The 16,818-nt window shown below is 64.9% G+C and carries 10 protein-coding genes; 8 read left to right on the forward strand and 2 right to left on the reverse strand.

The window, feature by feature from the left end:
* Positions 1 to 16 precede the first annotated feature (16 nt).
* From rplA to AC1DDO_RS09110, 6 genes are all read left to right on the forward strand, one after another.
* Positions 17 to 724, forward strand: a complete 708-nt coding sequence (gene rplA, locus AC1DDO_RS09085) for a 50S ribosomal protein L1 (protein WP_091251962.1) — start codon at positions 17 to 19, stop codon at positions 722 to 724.
* A 179-nt stretch (positions 725 to 903) separates the two neighbouring features.
* Positions 904 to 2,112, forward strand: a complete 1,209-nt coding sequence (locus tag AC1DDO_RS09090; RefSeq protein ID WP_476971771.1) for an N-acetyltransferase family protein — start codon at positions 904 to 906, stop codon at positions 2,110 to 2,112.
* Between the two features lie 186 nt (positions 2,113 to 2,298).
* Complete coding sequence (locus AC1DDO_RS09095) at positions 2,299 to 3,408, forward strand: GNAT family N-acetyltransferase (RefSeq protein ID WP_441407828.1); 1,110 nt, start codon at positions 2,299 to 2,301, stop codon at positions 3,406 to 3,408.
* A 354-nt stretch (positions 3,409 to 3,762) separates the two neighbouring features.
* Positions 3,763 to 4,356 carry a 50S ribosomal protein L10 gene (rplJ, locus tag AC1DDO_RS09100; RefSeq protein WP_441407829.1) on the forward strand — a complete coding sequence of 198 codons (594 nt, stop codon included), beginning with the start codon at positions 3,763 to 3,765 and terminating at the stop codon, positions 4,354 to 4,356.
* Between the two features lie 77 nt (positions 4,357 to 4,433).
* Positions 4,434 to 4,811 carry a 50S ribosomal protein L7/L12 gene (gene rplL, locus AC1DDO_RS09105; RefSeq protein ID WP_441407830.1) on the forward strand — a complete coding sequence of 126 codons (378 nt, stop codon included), beginning with the start codon at positions 4,434 to 4,436 and terminating at the stop codon, positions 4,809 to 4,811.
* Between the two features lie 231 nt (positions 4,812 to 5,042).
* Positions 5,043 to 6,896 (forward strand): bifunctional metallophosphatase/5'-nucleotidase, encoded by a 1,854-nt coding sequence (locus AC1DDO_RS09110; RefSeq protein ID WP_476971772.1) that lies wholly within the window; start codon positions 5,043 to 5,045, stop codon positions 6,894 to 6,896.
* 125 nt (positions 6,897 to 7,021) lie between these two features.
* Here AC1DDO_RS09110 and AC1DDO_RS09115 read toward each other — a convergent pair whose 3' ends face one another.
* Both AC1DDO_RS09115 and AC1DDO_RS09120 read right to left on the reverse strand, forming a co-directional pair.
* Positions 7,022 to 7,510, reverse strand: a complete 489-nt coding sequence (locus tag AC1DDO_RS09115) for an aminoacyl-tRNA deacylase (RefSeq protein ID WP_476866671.1) — start codon at positions 7,508 to 7,510, stop codon at positions 7,022 to 7,024.
* Positions 7,511 to 7,571: 61 nt separating this feature from the next.
* Complete coding sequence (locus AC1DDO_RS09120; protein ID WP_476866670.1) at positions 7,572 to 8,771, reverse strand: acetyl-CoA C-acetyltransferase; 1,200 nt, start codon at positions 8,769 to 8,771, stop codon at positions 7,572 to 7,574.
* A 450-nt stretch (positions 8,772 to 9,221) separates the two neighbouring features.
* On the opposite strand from AC1DDO_RS09120, the gene rpoB reads away from it, so the two are divergent.
* Both rpoB and AC1DDO_RS09130 read left to right on the forward strand, forming a co-directional pair.
* Positions 9,222 to 12,737, forward strand: coding sequence for a DNA-directed RNA polymerase subunit beta (gene rpoB, locus AC1DDO_RS09125; RefSeq protein WP_476971773.1), 3,516 nt, complete (start codon positions 9,222 to 9,224; stop codon positions 12,735 to 12,737).
* 117 nt (positions 12,738 to 12,854) lie between these two features.
* Positions 12,855 to 16,754 (forward strand): DNA-directed RNA polymerase subunit beta', encoded by a 3,900-nt coding sequence (locus AC1DDO_RS09130; protein WP_476866669.1) that lies wholly within the window; start codon positions 12,855 to 12,857, stop codon positions 16,752 to 16,754.
* Positions 16,755 to 16,818: the final 64 nt, after the last annotated feature.

The following is a 16,818-nucleotide window of genomic DNA, read 5'->3' on the forward strand; positions in this document are numbered from 1 at the left end:
AGGAGAAATAAGCAGCATGGCAAAGCGCAGCAAAGCATATGAGGCAGCCGCCGCCAAGATCGACGCGGAGAAGTTCTACGCGCCGTTCGAGGCAGTGACGCTCGCCAAGGACACCAACCCGTCCAAGTTCGACGCCACCGTTGAGGTCGCTTTCCGCCTGGGCGTTGACCCTCGCAAGGCCGACCAGATGGTCCGCGGCACCGTCAACCTGCCGCACGGCACCGGTAAGGTCGCCCGCGTCCTCGTCTTCGCAACGGGCGACAAGGCTGAGGCTGCAATCGCAGCCGGCGCCGACTTCGTTGGCTCCGATGACCTGATCGAAAAGATCGCCGCCGGCTGGACCGACTTCGACGCCGCCGTCGCCACCCCTGACCTCATGGGCAAGGTTGGCCGCCTCGGTAAGGTCCTGGGTCCGCGTAACCTGATGCCGAACCCGAAGACCGGCACCGTGACCGCTGACGTCGCGAAGGCTGTCAACGACATCAAGGGCGGCAAGATCGACTTCCGCGTCGACAAGCACTCGAACCTGCACTTCATCATCGGCAAGGTTTCCTTCGACGCCATCAAGCTGGCCGAGAACTACGCGGCAGCACTGGAAGAGGTCCTTCGCCTCAAGCCGTCCGCTTCCAAGGGCCGCTACATCCAGAAGGCCACCGTCGCCACCACGTTTGGCCCGGGCATCTCGGTTGACCCCAACGTCACCAAGGTCCTGACCGAGGTCTAGTCCTCACCGGATCCACGGCGCCACCAGCCCCACGGCGCCTCCAGTTCCAAACGAAAGGCCGTCCCGCACCAGCGGGGCGGCCTTTCGCCGTTTCGGCGCCCGGGAACCCCCGCCGTCCCGGACTCATTAGCCGTCCCGGAGCCCTTGGAGCGGCCGGACTTGCCGGTTAGGCTGTCCCGGTGACTACGCCGTCGTACCTTATCGAGCCCCTTTCCCTGCCTGCAAGCCTTGACGGCGCCCGCGTTGATGCCGACGCAGCGGACTTCCTGGAATTCATGGCACTCTCCGATGAGCTCGTGCTGCAGACGTGGGGCAACCTTGACCGGGCCACGTCCCCGGCAGCGCGTCTTCAGTACTGGCGGGACAGTCCCTACACCCGGGTGCGGCTCTTTTTCGTCCGGGTCGACGGACGCATGGTGGCCAGCTCCTGGGTCCGCTTCGAATTGCAGGACAACCTCAGCAGCGCGCTTCTGCACGTGAGTGTCCTGGATGCCTTTACCGGCCGGGGGATCGGCCGGGCACTGCTGGAGCACGCCGAAGCGGTTGCAGCTGCCGACGGACGGACCATACTGCAGACCTTCACGGAGCACCCGGCCGATTTCGACGTCGACGGCCCAAACGTCATCAGGCCCGCCACGGGCACCGGGGCGCTTCCCGCCGCCGCGCCCGGCGTCCGGTTCGCCGGACACGCCGGCTACCGCCTCGAGCAGGTGGAACGGTTCAGCTCCCTCGACCTCCCGCCCACCGCCGACACCAACGCAGAGGACCCCAACACAGCGGACCTCAACACCGCGGACCTCAACACCGCGGACCTCAACACCGCGGACCTGGACGTTCTGGAACGGGATGCCGTGGCCCACGCGGGGGACTACGAGCTCCTGCACTGGTGGGATGCCTGCCCCGAGGAACACGCCGCCGGGCTCGCGGTGCTGATGTCCCGCATGAGCACCGACGCCCCCAGTGGCGCGCTGAGCTACGAGCCGGAGACCTGGGACGTCGCCCGGGTCCGCCACGTCGAGGACATCTGGCGGCGGGCCGGCCAGTCCTCCCTGGTGGCGGCGGCACGGCACCGGGCCACCGGGGAGCTGGCCGCCTACACGGTCCTCCAAACTGAACCGGACAAACCCTGGCTGGCCAGCCAGGACGACACCCTGGTCGCGGCGAACCACCGCGGCCACCGGCTCGGCATGCTCATCAAGATCCTCAACCTGCGCCAATTGCGGGAACAATTCCCTGCGGTGCGGCGTGTGCTGACCTACAACGCCGCGGAAAACGATCACATGCTCAGCATCAACATCGCACTGGGCTTCAAGGCGGCCGGTTACGACGGCGAGTGGCAGCGGACCGCGGCCCCCGCGGGCGCAGCTGGTCGCGGCGGCCGGAACTGACCTCCCGCGGCGGACGGGAAGCCACTGGAGCGAAACCGTCCGCGTCACCAACGGACCCGCGTCACCAACGGACCCGCGTCACCAATGGAAGAGTGGCCCAAACCGGCATATGCTGGCGGTTGAAGGCCCGGTGTGAGCCGGGCCGGACCGATGGTGGATGGCACAACGGCTGGGAAGATGCCCTCTATGGCAAACGAAGTACGGATTGAGCAGCTGTGGATCCCCGATTCCCTTGACGCGCCCGATGCCGCGGATTTTCTGGCCGCCGTCGAGGTGGGAAGAAGAGTCCGGATGCAGACCTGGGGCACCGACGACCTCGCCTATGCGCCGCAGGAGAAGCTCCTCGAGATGGCGGACCCCTACGAACGCCAGGTGATCCTTGTCGCCAAGATCGACGGCGTGATTGTCGGGACGGCGGACATCGCGCTGCCGCTCGTGGACAACCTCGACCTCGCCGAATTCACGCTGGACATCCTGCCCGAATTCCGGCGCCAGGGCGTGGGGCGGCAGCTGCTGGAGGCCGCGGAGCACCTGGCCCGGGACGAGGGCCGCCACACCATCCTGATCGACACCAACCACCCGGGATCCACCCTGAGGGACCCGGAAGCCGAGCAGCTCGTGCCCGGCAGCGGCGTCGGATTTGTCCCGCTGGGAAGCCGCGACGTCGAATTTGCCCGTCACACCGGCTACACCCTGCAGCACATCGAACAGTTCAGTTCCTGCGCACTTCCGCTGGACAGCAAACTCGTCGCCGAACTCGAGGCCGAGGCCGAGGAAGCCAATGGCGGCCGCTACCGCCTTCACCACTGGACCGACCGGTGTCCTGACCAGTGGCTCGAGGCTGTCGCCGCCCTGGAGAACCAGGCAGGCGAGGACGAAGTGCCCGGCCCGGACGCCCAGGAGATGGTGTTCGACGGCGGAATCCTCCGGGAGGCGGAAGAGGTCACCATCGCCCAGGGCCGCCGGACTGTGGTCACCGCCGTCGAGCACATCGCCAGTGGAACGCTCGTTGGCCTGACCACCATCAGCGTCCTGGCGCTGCGCCCGGATGTCGTCTTCCAGGATGACACCGTGGTGCTGCAGGAACACCGCGGCAACAAGCTCGGGCTGCTGATCAAGGTTGCCAACATGGAGCGGCTCAGCGAACAGTTCCCGGACGCCCGTGTCCTGTACACCTGGAACGCCCCGGAGAACCGCTACCTCCTGAAGGTCAACCAGCAGCTCGGATTCACGACGGCGGGCGTCACGGGCCTCTGGCAGAAAGAGCTCCCCGACTTCGGCCCGAGCGTCAGCTGAGGGACAGCGGACTCTTTCGGCCGGGCCTGTCCGGCCCTGTCCGGCGGGCTCCTGCCCGCCCGATTTGGAACCCGCGCCCGGTGTCCCGTAAGCTGGCATGACCAAAGACCGTCGGTTGTTGGAAATCCACTCTCCCAAGCAAGACTCAATTCTGCAGTCGCGCCGGGAGAGCGCAGTGGATTTCCGGACGAAGGACCCTGAACATAGGGCGGCCGGCGCAGGTGAACGAAGCAAAGCTCCGTGGTCATGGACCGCGTCGAGACAAGCCCCGTGCATCTGCGCGGGGCGTTTTTTAGTTTTAGCTCTCTTGAGCGGGGCCCCGGACATACCGGCACTATCCCCGGAAGGAGGGTTATGGCAACGCCTAGCAAGGTTTCAGCAGTAGCTGAGATCACTAACGATTTCAAGGAATCGAACGCCGCTGTCCTGACCGAATACCGTGGGCTCACCGTTGCACAGCTCAAGCAGCTGCGTGTTTCTCTCGGCCAGGAAACCAAGTTCTCGGTCGTCAAGAACACCCTGACCGCCATTGCAGCCAAGGAAGCTGGTGTCGAAGCATTCGACGGTCAGCTTGCCGGCCCCACTGCAATCGCGTTCATCAAGGGTGACGCAGTTGCCGCTGCCAAGAGCCTGACGGATTTTGCCAAGGCCAACAAGCAGCTGGTCATCAAGACCGGTTACTTCGAGGGCAAGGCTCTGAACGCCACCGAAGTTGCTGCCCTGGCAGCACTCGAGTCCCGTGAGCTGCAGCTCGCAAAGGTTGCAGGCATCCTCAAGGCTCCTGCTGCCGCTGCTGCACGCATCATTGACGCACTGCGCCTCAAGCTTGAAGAAGAGAACGGTGCCCCGGCAGCAGCCGAAGCACCCGCCGCTGAAGAAGCTCCCGCAGCAGATGCAGCAGCCGAGGCCGAAGCACCGGCCGAAGCCGCAGCCCCCGAAGAGAACTAGTCCTCTTCTCCATAAGACTCCGGTGCGACAGCGAGCCTCAGGCCCGCCGGGCACCACTATAGGAAGGACGCCACACCATGGCGAAGCTCACCAACGAAGAGCTCATTGAAGCTTTCAAGGAACTGACCATCATCGAGCTCTCCGAGTTCGTCAAGCTCTTCGAAGAGACCTTCGAAGTTACCGCTGCTGCTGTTGCCGTTGCCGGCCCCGCCGGTGGCGCTGCCGCTGAGGAAGCCGAAGAGAAGACCGACTTCGATGTCATCCTCGAAGCTGCTGGCGACAAGAAGATCGCAGTGATCAAGGAAGTTCGCGCCATCACCTCCCTGGGCCTCAAGGAAGCCAAGGACCTGGTTGACAGCGCACCCAAGGCTGTTCTCGAAGGCGCCACCAAGGAAGCTGCCGAGAAGGCAAAGGCTCAGCTCGAAGAAGCTGGCGCCCGCGTTACCCTCAAGTAACTCCTGCCGTCCGGATCCATCGCGATCCGCACTGCTCGAAGGAAACCCCGTCCACTCAGGTGGGCGGGGTTTCCTGCATTCCCGGCCCGGGCATACACATCCCGGGGGCGCGGGTGAACGGCGCCCAAGGATTTGGCAAAGTTTTTCTGATACCCCTGTCGCACTTGATGGCTCGACCCTAGACTTTGGATTTGTGCCCACCGGCCCCCAACGTTCAGGAGTTCACCCACAATGACGGACCCAAACACTTCCCCCTCCCGCCGCGCCATGCTCACGGCGGCCCTCGTAGGCGGAGGCGCAGCCGCCGCCGCGCTGGCCGGCAGCCCGGCAGCACAGGCGGCCGGCGAACAACCAGGAGGGGGCCAGCCCGGCAGCAAGAAGCAGTTCACGCTGACGGTCCTCGGCACCACGGACCTGCACAACAACGTCTTCAACTGGGACTACTTCAAGAACACCGCCTATGCCGACGCCGCCGGCAACAGGATCGGTATCGCGCAGGCCGCCACGTTGATCAACGCCATGCGGGCCGAGCGCGGCGCGGCCAACACGCTGACCATCGACGCCGGGGACACCATCCAGGGCACGCCCCTGGCCTACTACTTCGCCAAGATCAAGCCCATCTCGGCAACGGTGAAGCACCCCATGGCGCTGGCCATGAACGCGATCGGCTACGACGCCGTGGGGCTGGGCAACCACGAGTTCAACTACGGCATTCCACTTTTGCGGACCTGGGAGAAGCAACTGGATTTCCCGCTCCTGGGCGCGAACGTCCACGACGCCGTCTCGGGCAGGCGCGCCTTCACGCCCTACGTCCTGAAGCGGATCAAGACGGACAGCGGCTGGCTGATGGTCGGCCTGGTCGGCTTCGTGACGCCCGGCTGCGCACTCTGGGACCGCGACAACGTCCAGGGCAAGCTCGACTTCAACGGCATTGTCGAGGAGGCCAAGACCGTCATCCCGCAGGTGAAGGCCGCCGGGGCCGACGTCGTGATCGTCACCAGCCATTCCGGGGCGACGCCCGGATCCTCCTACGGCGACGCCCTGCCCTTCCCCGAGAACGCGTCCACCCAGCTCGCCGAGGAAGTCCCCGGCATCGACGCCATCCTGGTCGGGCACGCCCACCTGGAGATCCCGGAGCGCTTCGTCACCAACAAGGCCACAGGCAAGCAGGTGCTCCTGACCGAGCCGCTCAAGTGGGGCATGCGCGTATCGGTCATGGACCTCGGACTCGCCAAGGAAAAGGGGAAGTGGAGCGTCACCTCAGCGCATTCGCTCCTTTTGGACGCCAAAACCGTCGACGCCGATCCCGCCGTCGTCCGGGCCGTGCAGGCCGGGCACGAGGCCACCGTGAGCTACGTCAACGAGGTCATCGGGACCTCCACCGCCCCGCTCAGCACGGCCACCGCCTGCTGGGAGGATTCCGCCGCGATCGACGCCATCAATTACGTCCAGGCCAGCACCATCAAGGCCGAGCTCGCCAACGGTCCCGCGGCCGGGCTGCCCGTCCTGTCCATTGCAGCGGCCTTCTCCCGGGCAGTGGACGTCAAGGCCGGACCGCTGACCATCCGCGATGTCGCCGGACTGTATATCTTCGACAACACGCTGCTGTCCATCAAGGTCACCGGGGCGCAAGTCAAGGCCTACCTCGAGTGGTCCGCGCAGTACTTCAAACCGGTGACCTCCACCACGGCCAGGGCCCAGGACGTCACGAACGCCGTCACGGCCGCGGCCCCGAACGGCACCCCGGACTACAACTATGACGTCGTCTACGGCCTGGACGCGCCGCTGGACTACGAGATCGACCTCGCCCGGCCGGCGGGGGACCGGATCGCCAACCTCAGCTACGGCGGCCAGGCGCTGCGGCCCGAGCAGGAATTCGCCCTGGCCATCAACAACTACCGGCAGAGCGGCGGCGGCAATTTCCCGGCCGTCAAGAGCGCACCGGTGCTCTCGAACAGCCAGCAGGAGATCCGGCAGCGCATCATCGACTACGTCGTGGACCGCGGCACCCTGGACGTCGCCACCTTCAGCCAGGCCAACTGGCGGCTCACCGTCAACGGGGCGCCGCTGACCGTCACGGCCTAGCACTCCCGCCACCCCAACACGCACACCAAGGAACGCGGGGTCACCTGCGTCCCATCCTGACCGCCGGATGGGCTGTAAGTGACCCCGCGTCGCTTTTAAGAGGTGTTGGTTTTAACCCGCGCGGGCTAGTTGGGTTCGGTGATGTCCGCCCTGACGGCGCCAAGGGCCGCCGTCAGGGCGTCGGCGTCCACGAAAGCGCTGTAGCCGTGTTCCCCGGCACCCATGGAGATCCGCCGGCCCGTGATGGTCCGGTCGGCGTAGACCGGCCAGGGGCGGATGCTGCCCAGCGGCGTAATCGTGCCGCGCTCGTACCCCGTGGCCTCGAACGCGGTCTCCGCCGCCGGGAGCGAGAGTTTGTTGACGCCCAGCAGCGCCCGCAGCTTGGGCCAGGAGATCTGGCGGTCGCCCGGGACCAGGGCGAACAGGAAGCTCCCGTCCTTGTGCTTGACCACCAGGGACTTCACGATATCCGCGGGTTGGATTCCCAGGATTCCGGCCGCCTCCTCAAGGCTCCTGGCGGCGAGGCGTTCCACGATCTCGACGTCCAGGCCGCGGGCCGCGGCGTCGGCCAGGAACCGCTCGCGGCCGCCGCTGGTTGTCCGTTGTTCCACCATCCGCGTCAAGCCTTTCCTGCTCCTGGTCGTTGCCGGTTCTCTTGGGTCTGCGGGTGGCGGTTCAGTCGCGGTACAGCAGCAGGGCCTCGCCCTGTCCGCCGCCGCCGCACAGGGACACGGCCGCCTTGCCGGTGCCGCGGCGTTTGAGTTCGTGGGCCGCGTGCAGGGCCAGTCGGGCGCCGGAGGCCCCGATCGGGTGGCCCAGGGCGATTGCACCGCCGTGGATGTTGCACTGCTCCAGCGGATAGTCGAGGTCCTTCAGGGACTGGACCGCCACGGAGCCGAATGCCTCGTTGATTTCGATGAAGTCGAGGTCGGCGACGGACCAGCCGGCCTTGTCCAGGGCGTTCTTGATGGCGTTGGACGGCTGGGAATGCAGCGAGTTGTCCGGACCGGCGACCTGGCCGGGCTTGCCGACGACGGCGAGGTAGTCCAGGCCGTTGTCCTCGGCGAACTTCCGGCTGGTCAGCACCAGGGCGGCGGCGCCGTCGGACAGGGGAGAGGAGTTGCCGGCTGTGATGGTTCCGTCCGTGACGAACGCGGCCCGGAGACCGGCCAGCGATTCGACGCTGGTCTCCGGCCGGATGCCCTCGTCGGAGGTGACGGCGATCGGATCGCCCTTGCGCTGCTTGACGCTCATCGCGGCGATCTCGCCGTCGAAGACCCCGTCCTTGGCGGCCCGCGCCGCACGCTGGTGCGACTGGGCGGCCACCCGGTCCTGGGAAGCCCGGTCGATGCCGAGGGTCAGGTTCTTGCTCTCGGTCGAGAGCCCCATGGACTGGCCGTCGAAGGCATCGGTCAGGCCGTCGTGCGCGGCCACGTCGAGGGCCTGGACCGTGCCGTACGCCCAGCCCTGCCGGGACCCGGGCAGCACGTGCGGTGCGCGGGTCATGGATTCCTGGCCGCCGGCGACCACCACCGTGGCGTCACCGCTGCGGATCATCCGGGCGGCGTCGATCACCGCGGTGAGGCCGGAGAGGCAGACCTTGTTGATGGTCACGGTGGGGACGTTCCAGCCGATGCCGGCGCCGATCGCGCTCTGGCGTGCCGGGTTCTGGCCCGCCCCGGCCTGCAGGACCTGGCCCATGATGACGCTGTCCACCTGGTCGGCTTTGACGCCGCTGGCGGCAAGGGCCGCCCGGATGGCGTGGCTGCCGAGCTCGACGGCGGTGAAGCTGGCCAGCTGCCCGTTCAGGCGTCCCTGGGGGGTGCGGGCGGCGGAGAGGATGACAACATCGTTGTTGTCTGCAGGATTGCTCATGGTTTTTTCTTCCGATCTACGTCGACTTATGTCTACGTTATCGTGAGCCCCGTCACCTATCCATTCGGCCCGGTCCCGGCCCTCGCCGCCGCCGACTGGCGAGACTGAGGCAGCGCTGCAACAAGACTCAACAGAACCCCCAGTAGATCCCTGCCGGATCCCCGCCGGAACTTTGTGCTTGCAATCCCGGCGGAAGTGGGGTAGACAAGTAGGTTGCTTTGCCGTATCGTAGATATTTGCGTCTTCCCTGTTTACCTTCAGCCTTCATATAGCGGTGGGCTTAGCCTGACAGCTGTTCTATCAATGTGCCGTCAATAACGTGCACCAGCATGGACAGCGCGGGTCCCGGGTCATATAGCGGAACCGGACTGGTAGCGCTGCGGAGTCATTCTGCAGAGTGCATAACGGGGGAGATCTGACAACGCCTGAAGGTCTGTGGAAGGATCCCTCTTGGTCGCCTCGAGCACCTCTAATGTAAACAACGCTACCGCTATCAATGCCGACAGCACCGACGGTGCAACCCGCCGGCTCTCATTCGCAAAGATTCACGAACCCCTTGATGTTCCGAATCTGCTCGCCCTGCAAACCGACAGCTTTGACTGGCTGGTCGGAAACGAACGCTGGCAGGCGCGCGTTGCGAAGGCCGTCGAAGAAGGCGACCTCAGCGTCGCCACCTCCTCGGGTCTGTCCGACATCTTCGAAGAGATCTCCCCGATCGAGGACTTCCAGGGCACCATGTCCCTGAGTTTCTCCGAGCCGGAGTTCGCTGACCCCAAATACACCATGGCTGAGTGCAAGGACCGGGACGCAACGTACTCGGCTCCGCTGTACGTCAAGGCCGAGTTCATGAACAACAACACGGGCGAAATCAAGCAGCAGACCGTGTTCATGGGTGACTTCCCGCTGATGACCGAGAAGGGCACCTTCGTCGTCAACGGCACCGAGCGTGTCGTCGTCTCCCAGCTGGTCCGGTCCCCGGGCGCCTACTTTGAGCGCACCGCCGACAAGACCAGTGACAAGGACATCTTCACCGCGAAGATCATCCCGTCCCGTGGCGCCTGGTTCGAACTCGAAATCGACAAGCGCGACCAGGTCGGCGTCCGTCTTGACCGCAAGCGCAAGCAGTCCGTCACCGTGCTGCTGAAGGCCCTCGGCTGGACCGAAGGCCAGATCCTCGAGGAATTCGGCCAGTACGACTCCATGCGCGCGACGCTGGAGAAGGACGCCACCGAGACCCGCGAAGACGCGTTGCTGGACATCTACCGGAAGCTGCGACCGGGCGAGCCGCCCACGGTTGAGGCTGCCCAGTCCCTGCTGGACAACCTGTACTTCAACTCCAAGCGCTACGATCTGGCCAAGGTTGGCCGTTACAAGATCAACCGCAAGCTTGGCATCGACCGCTCCCTTGGCGACAAGGAAGCTTCGGTCCTGCACGTTGAAGACATCGTGGCCATGATCAAGTTCCTGGTTGCGCTGCACGCCGGCGAGAAGACCCTCACGGGTAAGCGCGACGGCCAGGACCACGAGCTCCGCGTCGAGATCGATGACATCGACCACTTCGGCAACCGTCGCATCCGCGCCGTCGGCGAACTCATCGAGAACCAGGTCCGCACCGGCCTGTCCCGCATGGAGCGCGTCGTCCGCGAACGCATGACGACCCAGGACGTCGAGGCCATCACGCCGCAGACCCTGATCAACATCCGTCCCGTCGTGGCAGCCATCAAGGAGTTCTTCGGAACTTCCCAGCTGTCCCAGTTCATGGACCAGAACAACCCGCTGTCGGGTCTGACCCACAAGCGCCGCCTGTCCGCGCTTGGCCCGGGTGGTCTGTCCCGTGACCGTGCCGGCATGGAAGTTCGTGACGTGCACCCGTCCCACTACGGACGTATGTGCCCCATCGAAACTCCTGAAGGCCCGAACATTGGTCTGATCGGTTCGCTGGCATCCTACGGACGCATCAACCCGTTCGGTTTCATCGAGACCCCGTACCGCCTTGTTGCCGAGGGTGTCGTCTCCGATGAGGTCAAGTACCTCACGGCCGACGACGAGGCCGAGGTCCTGATCGCACAGGCCAACGCCCCGCTCGACGAGAACAAGCGTTTCGCGGAAGAGACCGTCCTGGTCCGCGCCCGCGGTGGTGGAGGCGAGCCCGTGCTGGTTCCCGCCGCCGACGTCGAGTTCATGGACGTTTCCCCGCGCCAGATGGTGTCCGTGGCTACCGCCCTGATCCCGTTCCTCGAGCATGACGATGCCAACCGTGCACTCATGGGTGCCAACATGCAGCGCCAGGCCGTGCCGCTGGTCCGTTCCGAGGCGCCGTTCGTCGGTACCGGCATGGAACGCGCCGCAGCTGTCGACGCCGGTGACGTCACCATCGCCAAGAAGGCCGGTGTGGTTACCGAGGTCTCCGCTGAGCTGGTCATCATGCTCAACGACGACGGTACGGAAACCAACTACCGCATCAACAAGTTCGCCCGCTCCAACCAGGGCAACTGCTATAACAACCGTGTCCTGGTTAACGAAGGCCAGCGCCTGGAAGTTGGCGGCATCATCGCTGACGGCCCGGCAACGGACCAGGGCGAGCTCGCCCTCGGTAAGAACCTGCTTGTGGCATTCATGTCATGGGAAGGCCACAACTTCGAGGATGCCATCATCCTGTCCCAGCGCATCGTGGCCGAGGACGTCCTGTCCTCCATCCACATCGAGGAGCACGAGATCGATGCCCGCGACACCAAGCTTGGTGCCGAGGAAATCACCCGTGACATCCCCAACGTGTCTGAGGAAGTCCTGGCAGGCCTGGACGAGCGCGGCATCATCCACATCGGTGCCGAGGTTGAAGCCGGCGACATCCTGGTCGGTAAGGTCACCCCCAAGGGCGAGACCGAGCTGACCCCGGAAGAGCGCCTGCTGCGCGCCATCTTCGGTGAGAAGTCCCGCGAAGTGCGCGACACCTCCCTGAAGGTTCCGCACGGCGAGTCCGGCACCGTGATCGGTGTCCGCGTCTTCGACCGCGACAACGACGACGAGCTGCCCCCGGGCGTGAACCAGCTGGTGCGCGTCTACGTGGCTGCCAAGCGCAAGATCACCGACGGCGACAAGCTCGCCGGCCGCCACGGCAACAAGGGTGTTATCTCCAAGATCCTTCCGATCGAGGACATGCCCTTCCTTGCCGACGGTACCCCCGTTGATATCGTCCTGAACCCGCTGGGTGTTCCGGGCCGTATGAACGTCGGCCAGGTGCTCGAAACGCACCTCGGCTGGGTTGCCAAGACCGGCTGGAAGATCGAGGGCGAGCCCGAGTGGGTCAAGCAGCTGCCGAACCTGCCGCGCGAGAGTGGCCAGACCACTGTGGCGACGCCGGTCTTCGACGGTGCGCGTGAACTGGAAATCACGGGCCTGCTCGATTCCACCAACGTCACCCGCGACGGCGACCGCCTGATCAACTCTTCCGGCAAGACCCGTCTGTTCGACGGCCGCTCCGGCGAGCCGTTCCCGGATCCGATCTCGGTCGGCTACATGTACATCCTGAAGCTCCACCACCTGGTGGACGACAAGATCCACGCCCGCTCCACCGGCCCGTACTCCATGATCACGCAGCAGCCGCTGGGTGGTAAGGCACAGTTCGGTGGCCAGCGCTTCGGTGAAATGGAAGTGTGGGCGCTCGAGGCTTACGGCGCCGCCTACACGCTCCAGGAGCTCCTCACGATCAAGTCGGATGATATCCACGGTCGTGTGAAGGTCTACGAAGCCATCGTCAAGGGCGAGAACATCCCCGAGCCGGGCGTTCCTGAGTCCTTCAAGGTCTTGATCAAGGAAATGCAGTCGCTGTGCCTGAACGTGGAAGTGCTTTCCACGGACGGAACCACAATTGAAATGCGTGACTCTGATGACGCAGTCTTCACGGCTGCGGAAGAACTGGGCATCGATCTGTCTCGTGCAGAGCCCAGTTCCGTAGAAGAGGTCTAGCAGAGCGCCCGGAGAAAAGCAGCCGGCCCCGCCGCGCTGACTTTTCTCCGGGCCTCTCGGCCTCTTCCCGTAACCCAAGACTTCAGAATTTAGAGAACAAGAGAGAACAGGGACCATATGTCCAGCGAATCCTCCTTCGGCCTCATGCAGATCGGCCTCGCTACCGCGGAAGACATCCGTGGCTGGTCGTACGGCGAGGTTAAGAAGCCGGAAACCATCAACTACCGCACGCTCAAGCCCGAGAAGGACGGCCTCTTCTGCGAGAAGATCTTCGGACCGTCCCGCGACTGGGAATGCTACTGCGGTAAGTACAAGCGCGTGCGCTTCAAGGGCATCATCTGTGAGCGGTGTGGCGTTGAGGTCACCCGCGCCAAGGTCCGCCGTGAACGCATGGGCCACATCGAGCTGGCTGCCCCGGTCACGCACATCTGGTACTTCAAGGGTGTTCCGTCCCGCCTGGGCTACCTCCTTGACCTGGCACCGAAGGACCTCGAAAAGGTCATCTACTTCGCCGCCTACATGATCACGAGCGTCGACGCCGACAGCCGCCACGAAGAACTGCCCAACCTCCAGGTTGAGCACGACATCGAGAAGAAGCAGCTGATCGACAACCGCGACTCGGACATCGCCACGATCGCCCGCGACCTCGAGAACGAGCTTGCCCGTCTCGAAGGCGAAGGCGCCAAGGCTGCCGACAAGAAGAAGGCCCGCGACTCCGCCGACCGCCAGATGGCGAACGTCCGCAAGCGCGCCGACGCCGAAATCGAGCGCCTCGAGCAGGTCTGGGACCGCTTCAAGAACCTCAAGGTCGCTGACCTCGAAGGTGACGAGGGCCTGTACCGCGAACTGCGCGACCGCTACGGCATGTACTTCGAAGGCTCCATGGGTGCCGAGGCCATCAAGAAGCGTCTTGAGAACTTCGACATGCAGGCCGAGTCCGACATGCTGCGCGACGTCATCGCCAACGGCAAGGGCCAGCGCAAGACGCGTGCCCTGAAGCGGCTCAAGGTGGTCAACGCGTTCCTGACCACCAACAACAGCCCGCTTGGCATGGTTCTGGACGCCGTCCCGGTGATCCCGCCGGAACTGCGCCCGATGGTCCAGCTGGACGGTGGCCGCTTCGCGACCTCCGACCTCAACGACCTCTACCGCCGCGTGATCAACCGCAACAACCGCCTCAAGCGCCTGCTTGACCTCGGTGCTCCGGAGATCATCGTCAACAACGAGAAGCGCATGCTTCAGGAAGCTGTTGACAGCCTCTTCGACAACGGCCGCCGCGGCCGTCCGGTCACCGGACCGGGCAACCGCCCGCTGAAGTCCCTGAGCGACATGCTCAAGGGCAAGCAGGGTCGTTTCCGCCAGAACCTCCTCGGCAAGCGCGTCGACTACTCCGGCCGTTCGGTCATCGTCGTCGGCCCGCAGCTGAAGCTGCACCAGTGTGGTCTGCCCAAGCAGATGGCCCTGGAGCTCTTCAAGCCGTTCGTGATGAAGCGCCTGGTTGACCTCAACCACGCACAGAACATCAAGTCGGCCAAGCGCATGGTGGAGCGTTACCGTCCGCAGGTCTGGGACGTCCTCGAAGAGATCATCACCGAGCACCCTGTGCTGCTGAACCGTGCACCTACCCTGCACCGCCTCGGCATCCAGGCGTTCGAGCCGCAGCTTGTTGAAGGCAAGGCAATCCAGCTGCACCCGCTGGTTTGTGGCGCCTTCAACGCCGACTTCGACGGCGACCAGATGGCAGTGCACCTGCCGCTGAGCCCCGAAGCCCAGGCCGAGGCCCGCATCCTGATGCTGTCCTCGAACAACATCCTGAAGCCGTCCGACGGCCGCCCGGTGACCCTGCCTTCGCAGGATATGATCATCGGTCTCTACCACCTGACCACCAAGCGTGTCGGTTCAGCTGGCGAAGGCCGGATCTTCTCCTCCGTCGCGGAAGCCATCATGGCCTACGACCTTCACGAGCTGCACCTGAACTCCAAGGTCAAGATCCGCCTCGAGGGCTTCGTGCCCTACGCCGGCTGGGAAGCCCCGGAGGGCTGGGAGCCCGGTCAGACCACATTGGTCGAGACCTCCCTCGGCCAGGTCATCTTCAACCAGACGCTGCCCGCGGACTACCCGTGGGTTGAGAACGTTGCCGACAAGGGCGAGCTGTCCACGATCGTCAACGACCTCGCCGAGCGCTACCCGAAGGTCATCACGGCGGCAACGCTGGACAACCTGAAGGATGCCGGTTTCTACTGGGCCACCCGCTCGGGCGTCACGGTTGCCATCTCCGACATCGAGGTGCCCACGGACAAGCCGCGGATCCTCGCCGGTTACGAGACCATGGCCGCCAAGATCCAGGGCCAGTACGACAAGGGCCTGATCGACGACGACGAGCGTCGCCAGGAACTGATCGAGATCTGGAACAAGGCAACCAACGAGATCGCCCAGGCGATGCGTGACAGCCTGTCCCCGATGAACACCATCAACCGCATGGTGTCCTCCGGCGCACGTGGTAACTGGATGCAGGTCCGTCAGATCGCGGGTATCCGTGGCCTGGTGGCCAACCCGAAGGGTGAAATCATCCCGCGTCCGATCAAGTCCTCCTACCGCGAGGGCCTGTCGGTGCTGGAATACTTCATCGCCACGCACGGTGCCCGTAAGGGTCTGGCTGACACCGCCCTGCGTACCGCCAACTCGGGTTACCTGACCCGTCGTCTGGTGGACGTCTCGCAGGACGTCATTGTCCGCGAAGAGGACTGCGGTACCGAGCGCGGCCTGATGACCGCGATCGCCGTGGCCGACGCCAACGGCGTCCTCGTCCTGGACGAGAACGTCGAGAACAGCGCCTACGCCCGCACCCTGGCCGTGGACGTCGTCGACTCCGCGGGCAAGGTCCTGGCAGCGGCCGGCACTGACTGCGGCGACGTCGTCATTGCCGAACTGTTCGCAGCCGGCATCACCGAGGTCAAGGTCCGCTCCGTACTCACCTGTGAGTCCAGCGTCGGCACCTGCGCCCTGTGCTACGGCCGTTCGCTGGCCACTGGCAAGACCGTCGACATCGGTGAGGCCGTGGGCATTATCGCCGCACAGTCCATCGGTGAGCCGGGCACCCAGCTGACCATGCGTACGTTCCACACCGGTGGTGCAGTTTCGGCCAGCGGCGGCGACGACATCACCCAGGGTCTGCCCCGTATCCAGGAGCTCTTCGAAGCCCGTACTCCGAAGGGTGTCGCACCGATTGCTGAAGCAGCCGGCCGCATCACCATCGAAGAGTCCGAGCGCCAGATGCGCCTGGTCATCACCCCGGATGACGGATCTGAAGAGATCGCCTACCCGGTGCTGCGCCGTTCACGTCTCCTCATCGAAGACGGCGATCACGTCAGCGTTGGCCAGAAGCTCATCAACGGCCCGGTCGACCCCAAGCAGGTGCTGCGCATCATGGGCCCCCGTGCCGCGCAGAAGTTCCTGGTGGACGAAGTCCAGGGCGTGTACCGCAGCCAGGGCATCGGTATCCACGACAAGCACGTCGAGGTTATCGTCCGCCAGATGCTGCGCCGCGTCACGGTCATCGAGTCCGGCGAATCGGACCTGCTGCCCGGCGAGCTCGCCGAACGCAGCCGCTTCGAAGAGGCCAACCGCCGCGTTGTGTCCGAGGGCAAGACGCCGGCTTCCGGCCGTCCCGAGCTCATGGGCATCACCAAGGCGTCCCTGGCGACCGAGTCCTGGCTGTCCGCAGCTTCCTTCCAGGAGACCACCCGCGTCCTGACGCAGGCGGCCATGGAAGGCAAGAGCGATCCGCTGCTCGGCCTCAAGGAAAACGTCATCATCGGTAAGCTCATCCCGGCCGGCACGGGTCTCCCGCGCTACACCGAGGTCACGGTGGAACCGACTGAAGAAGCGAAGGCCAACCTGTTCACCGGCCCGAGCGCATTCAGCGACTTCTCCTACGACACGCTGGGCGGCGACGGAGCTCCTGAGTTCCACGCCATCCCGCTGGATGACTACGACCTCGGCAGCGACTTCCGCTAACGGGCAGGGCGGGCCCTTTCGTGTCGCGTTCCGCGCCACGTAGGGACCCGGCCGCCCTGCCCTT

The sequence above is a fragment of the Arthrobacter sp. 10N43 genome (genome assembly GCF_056394525.1).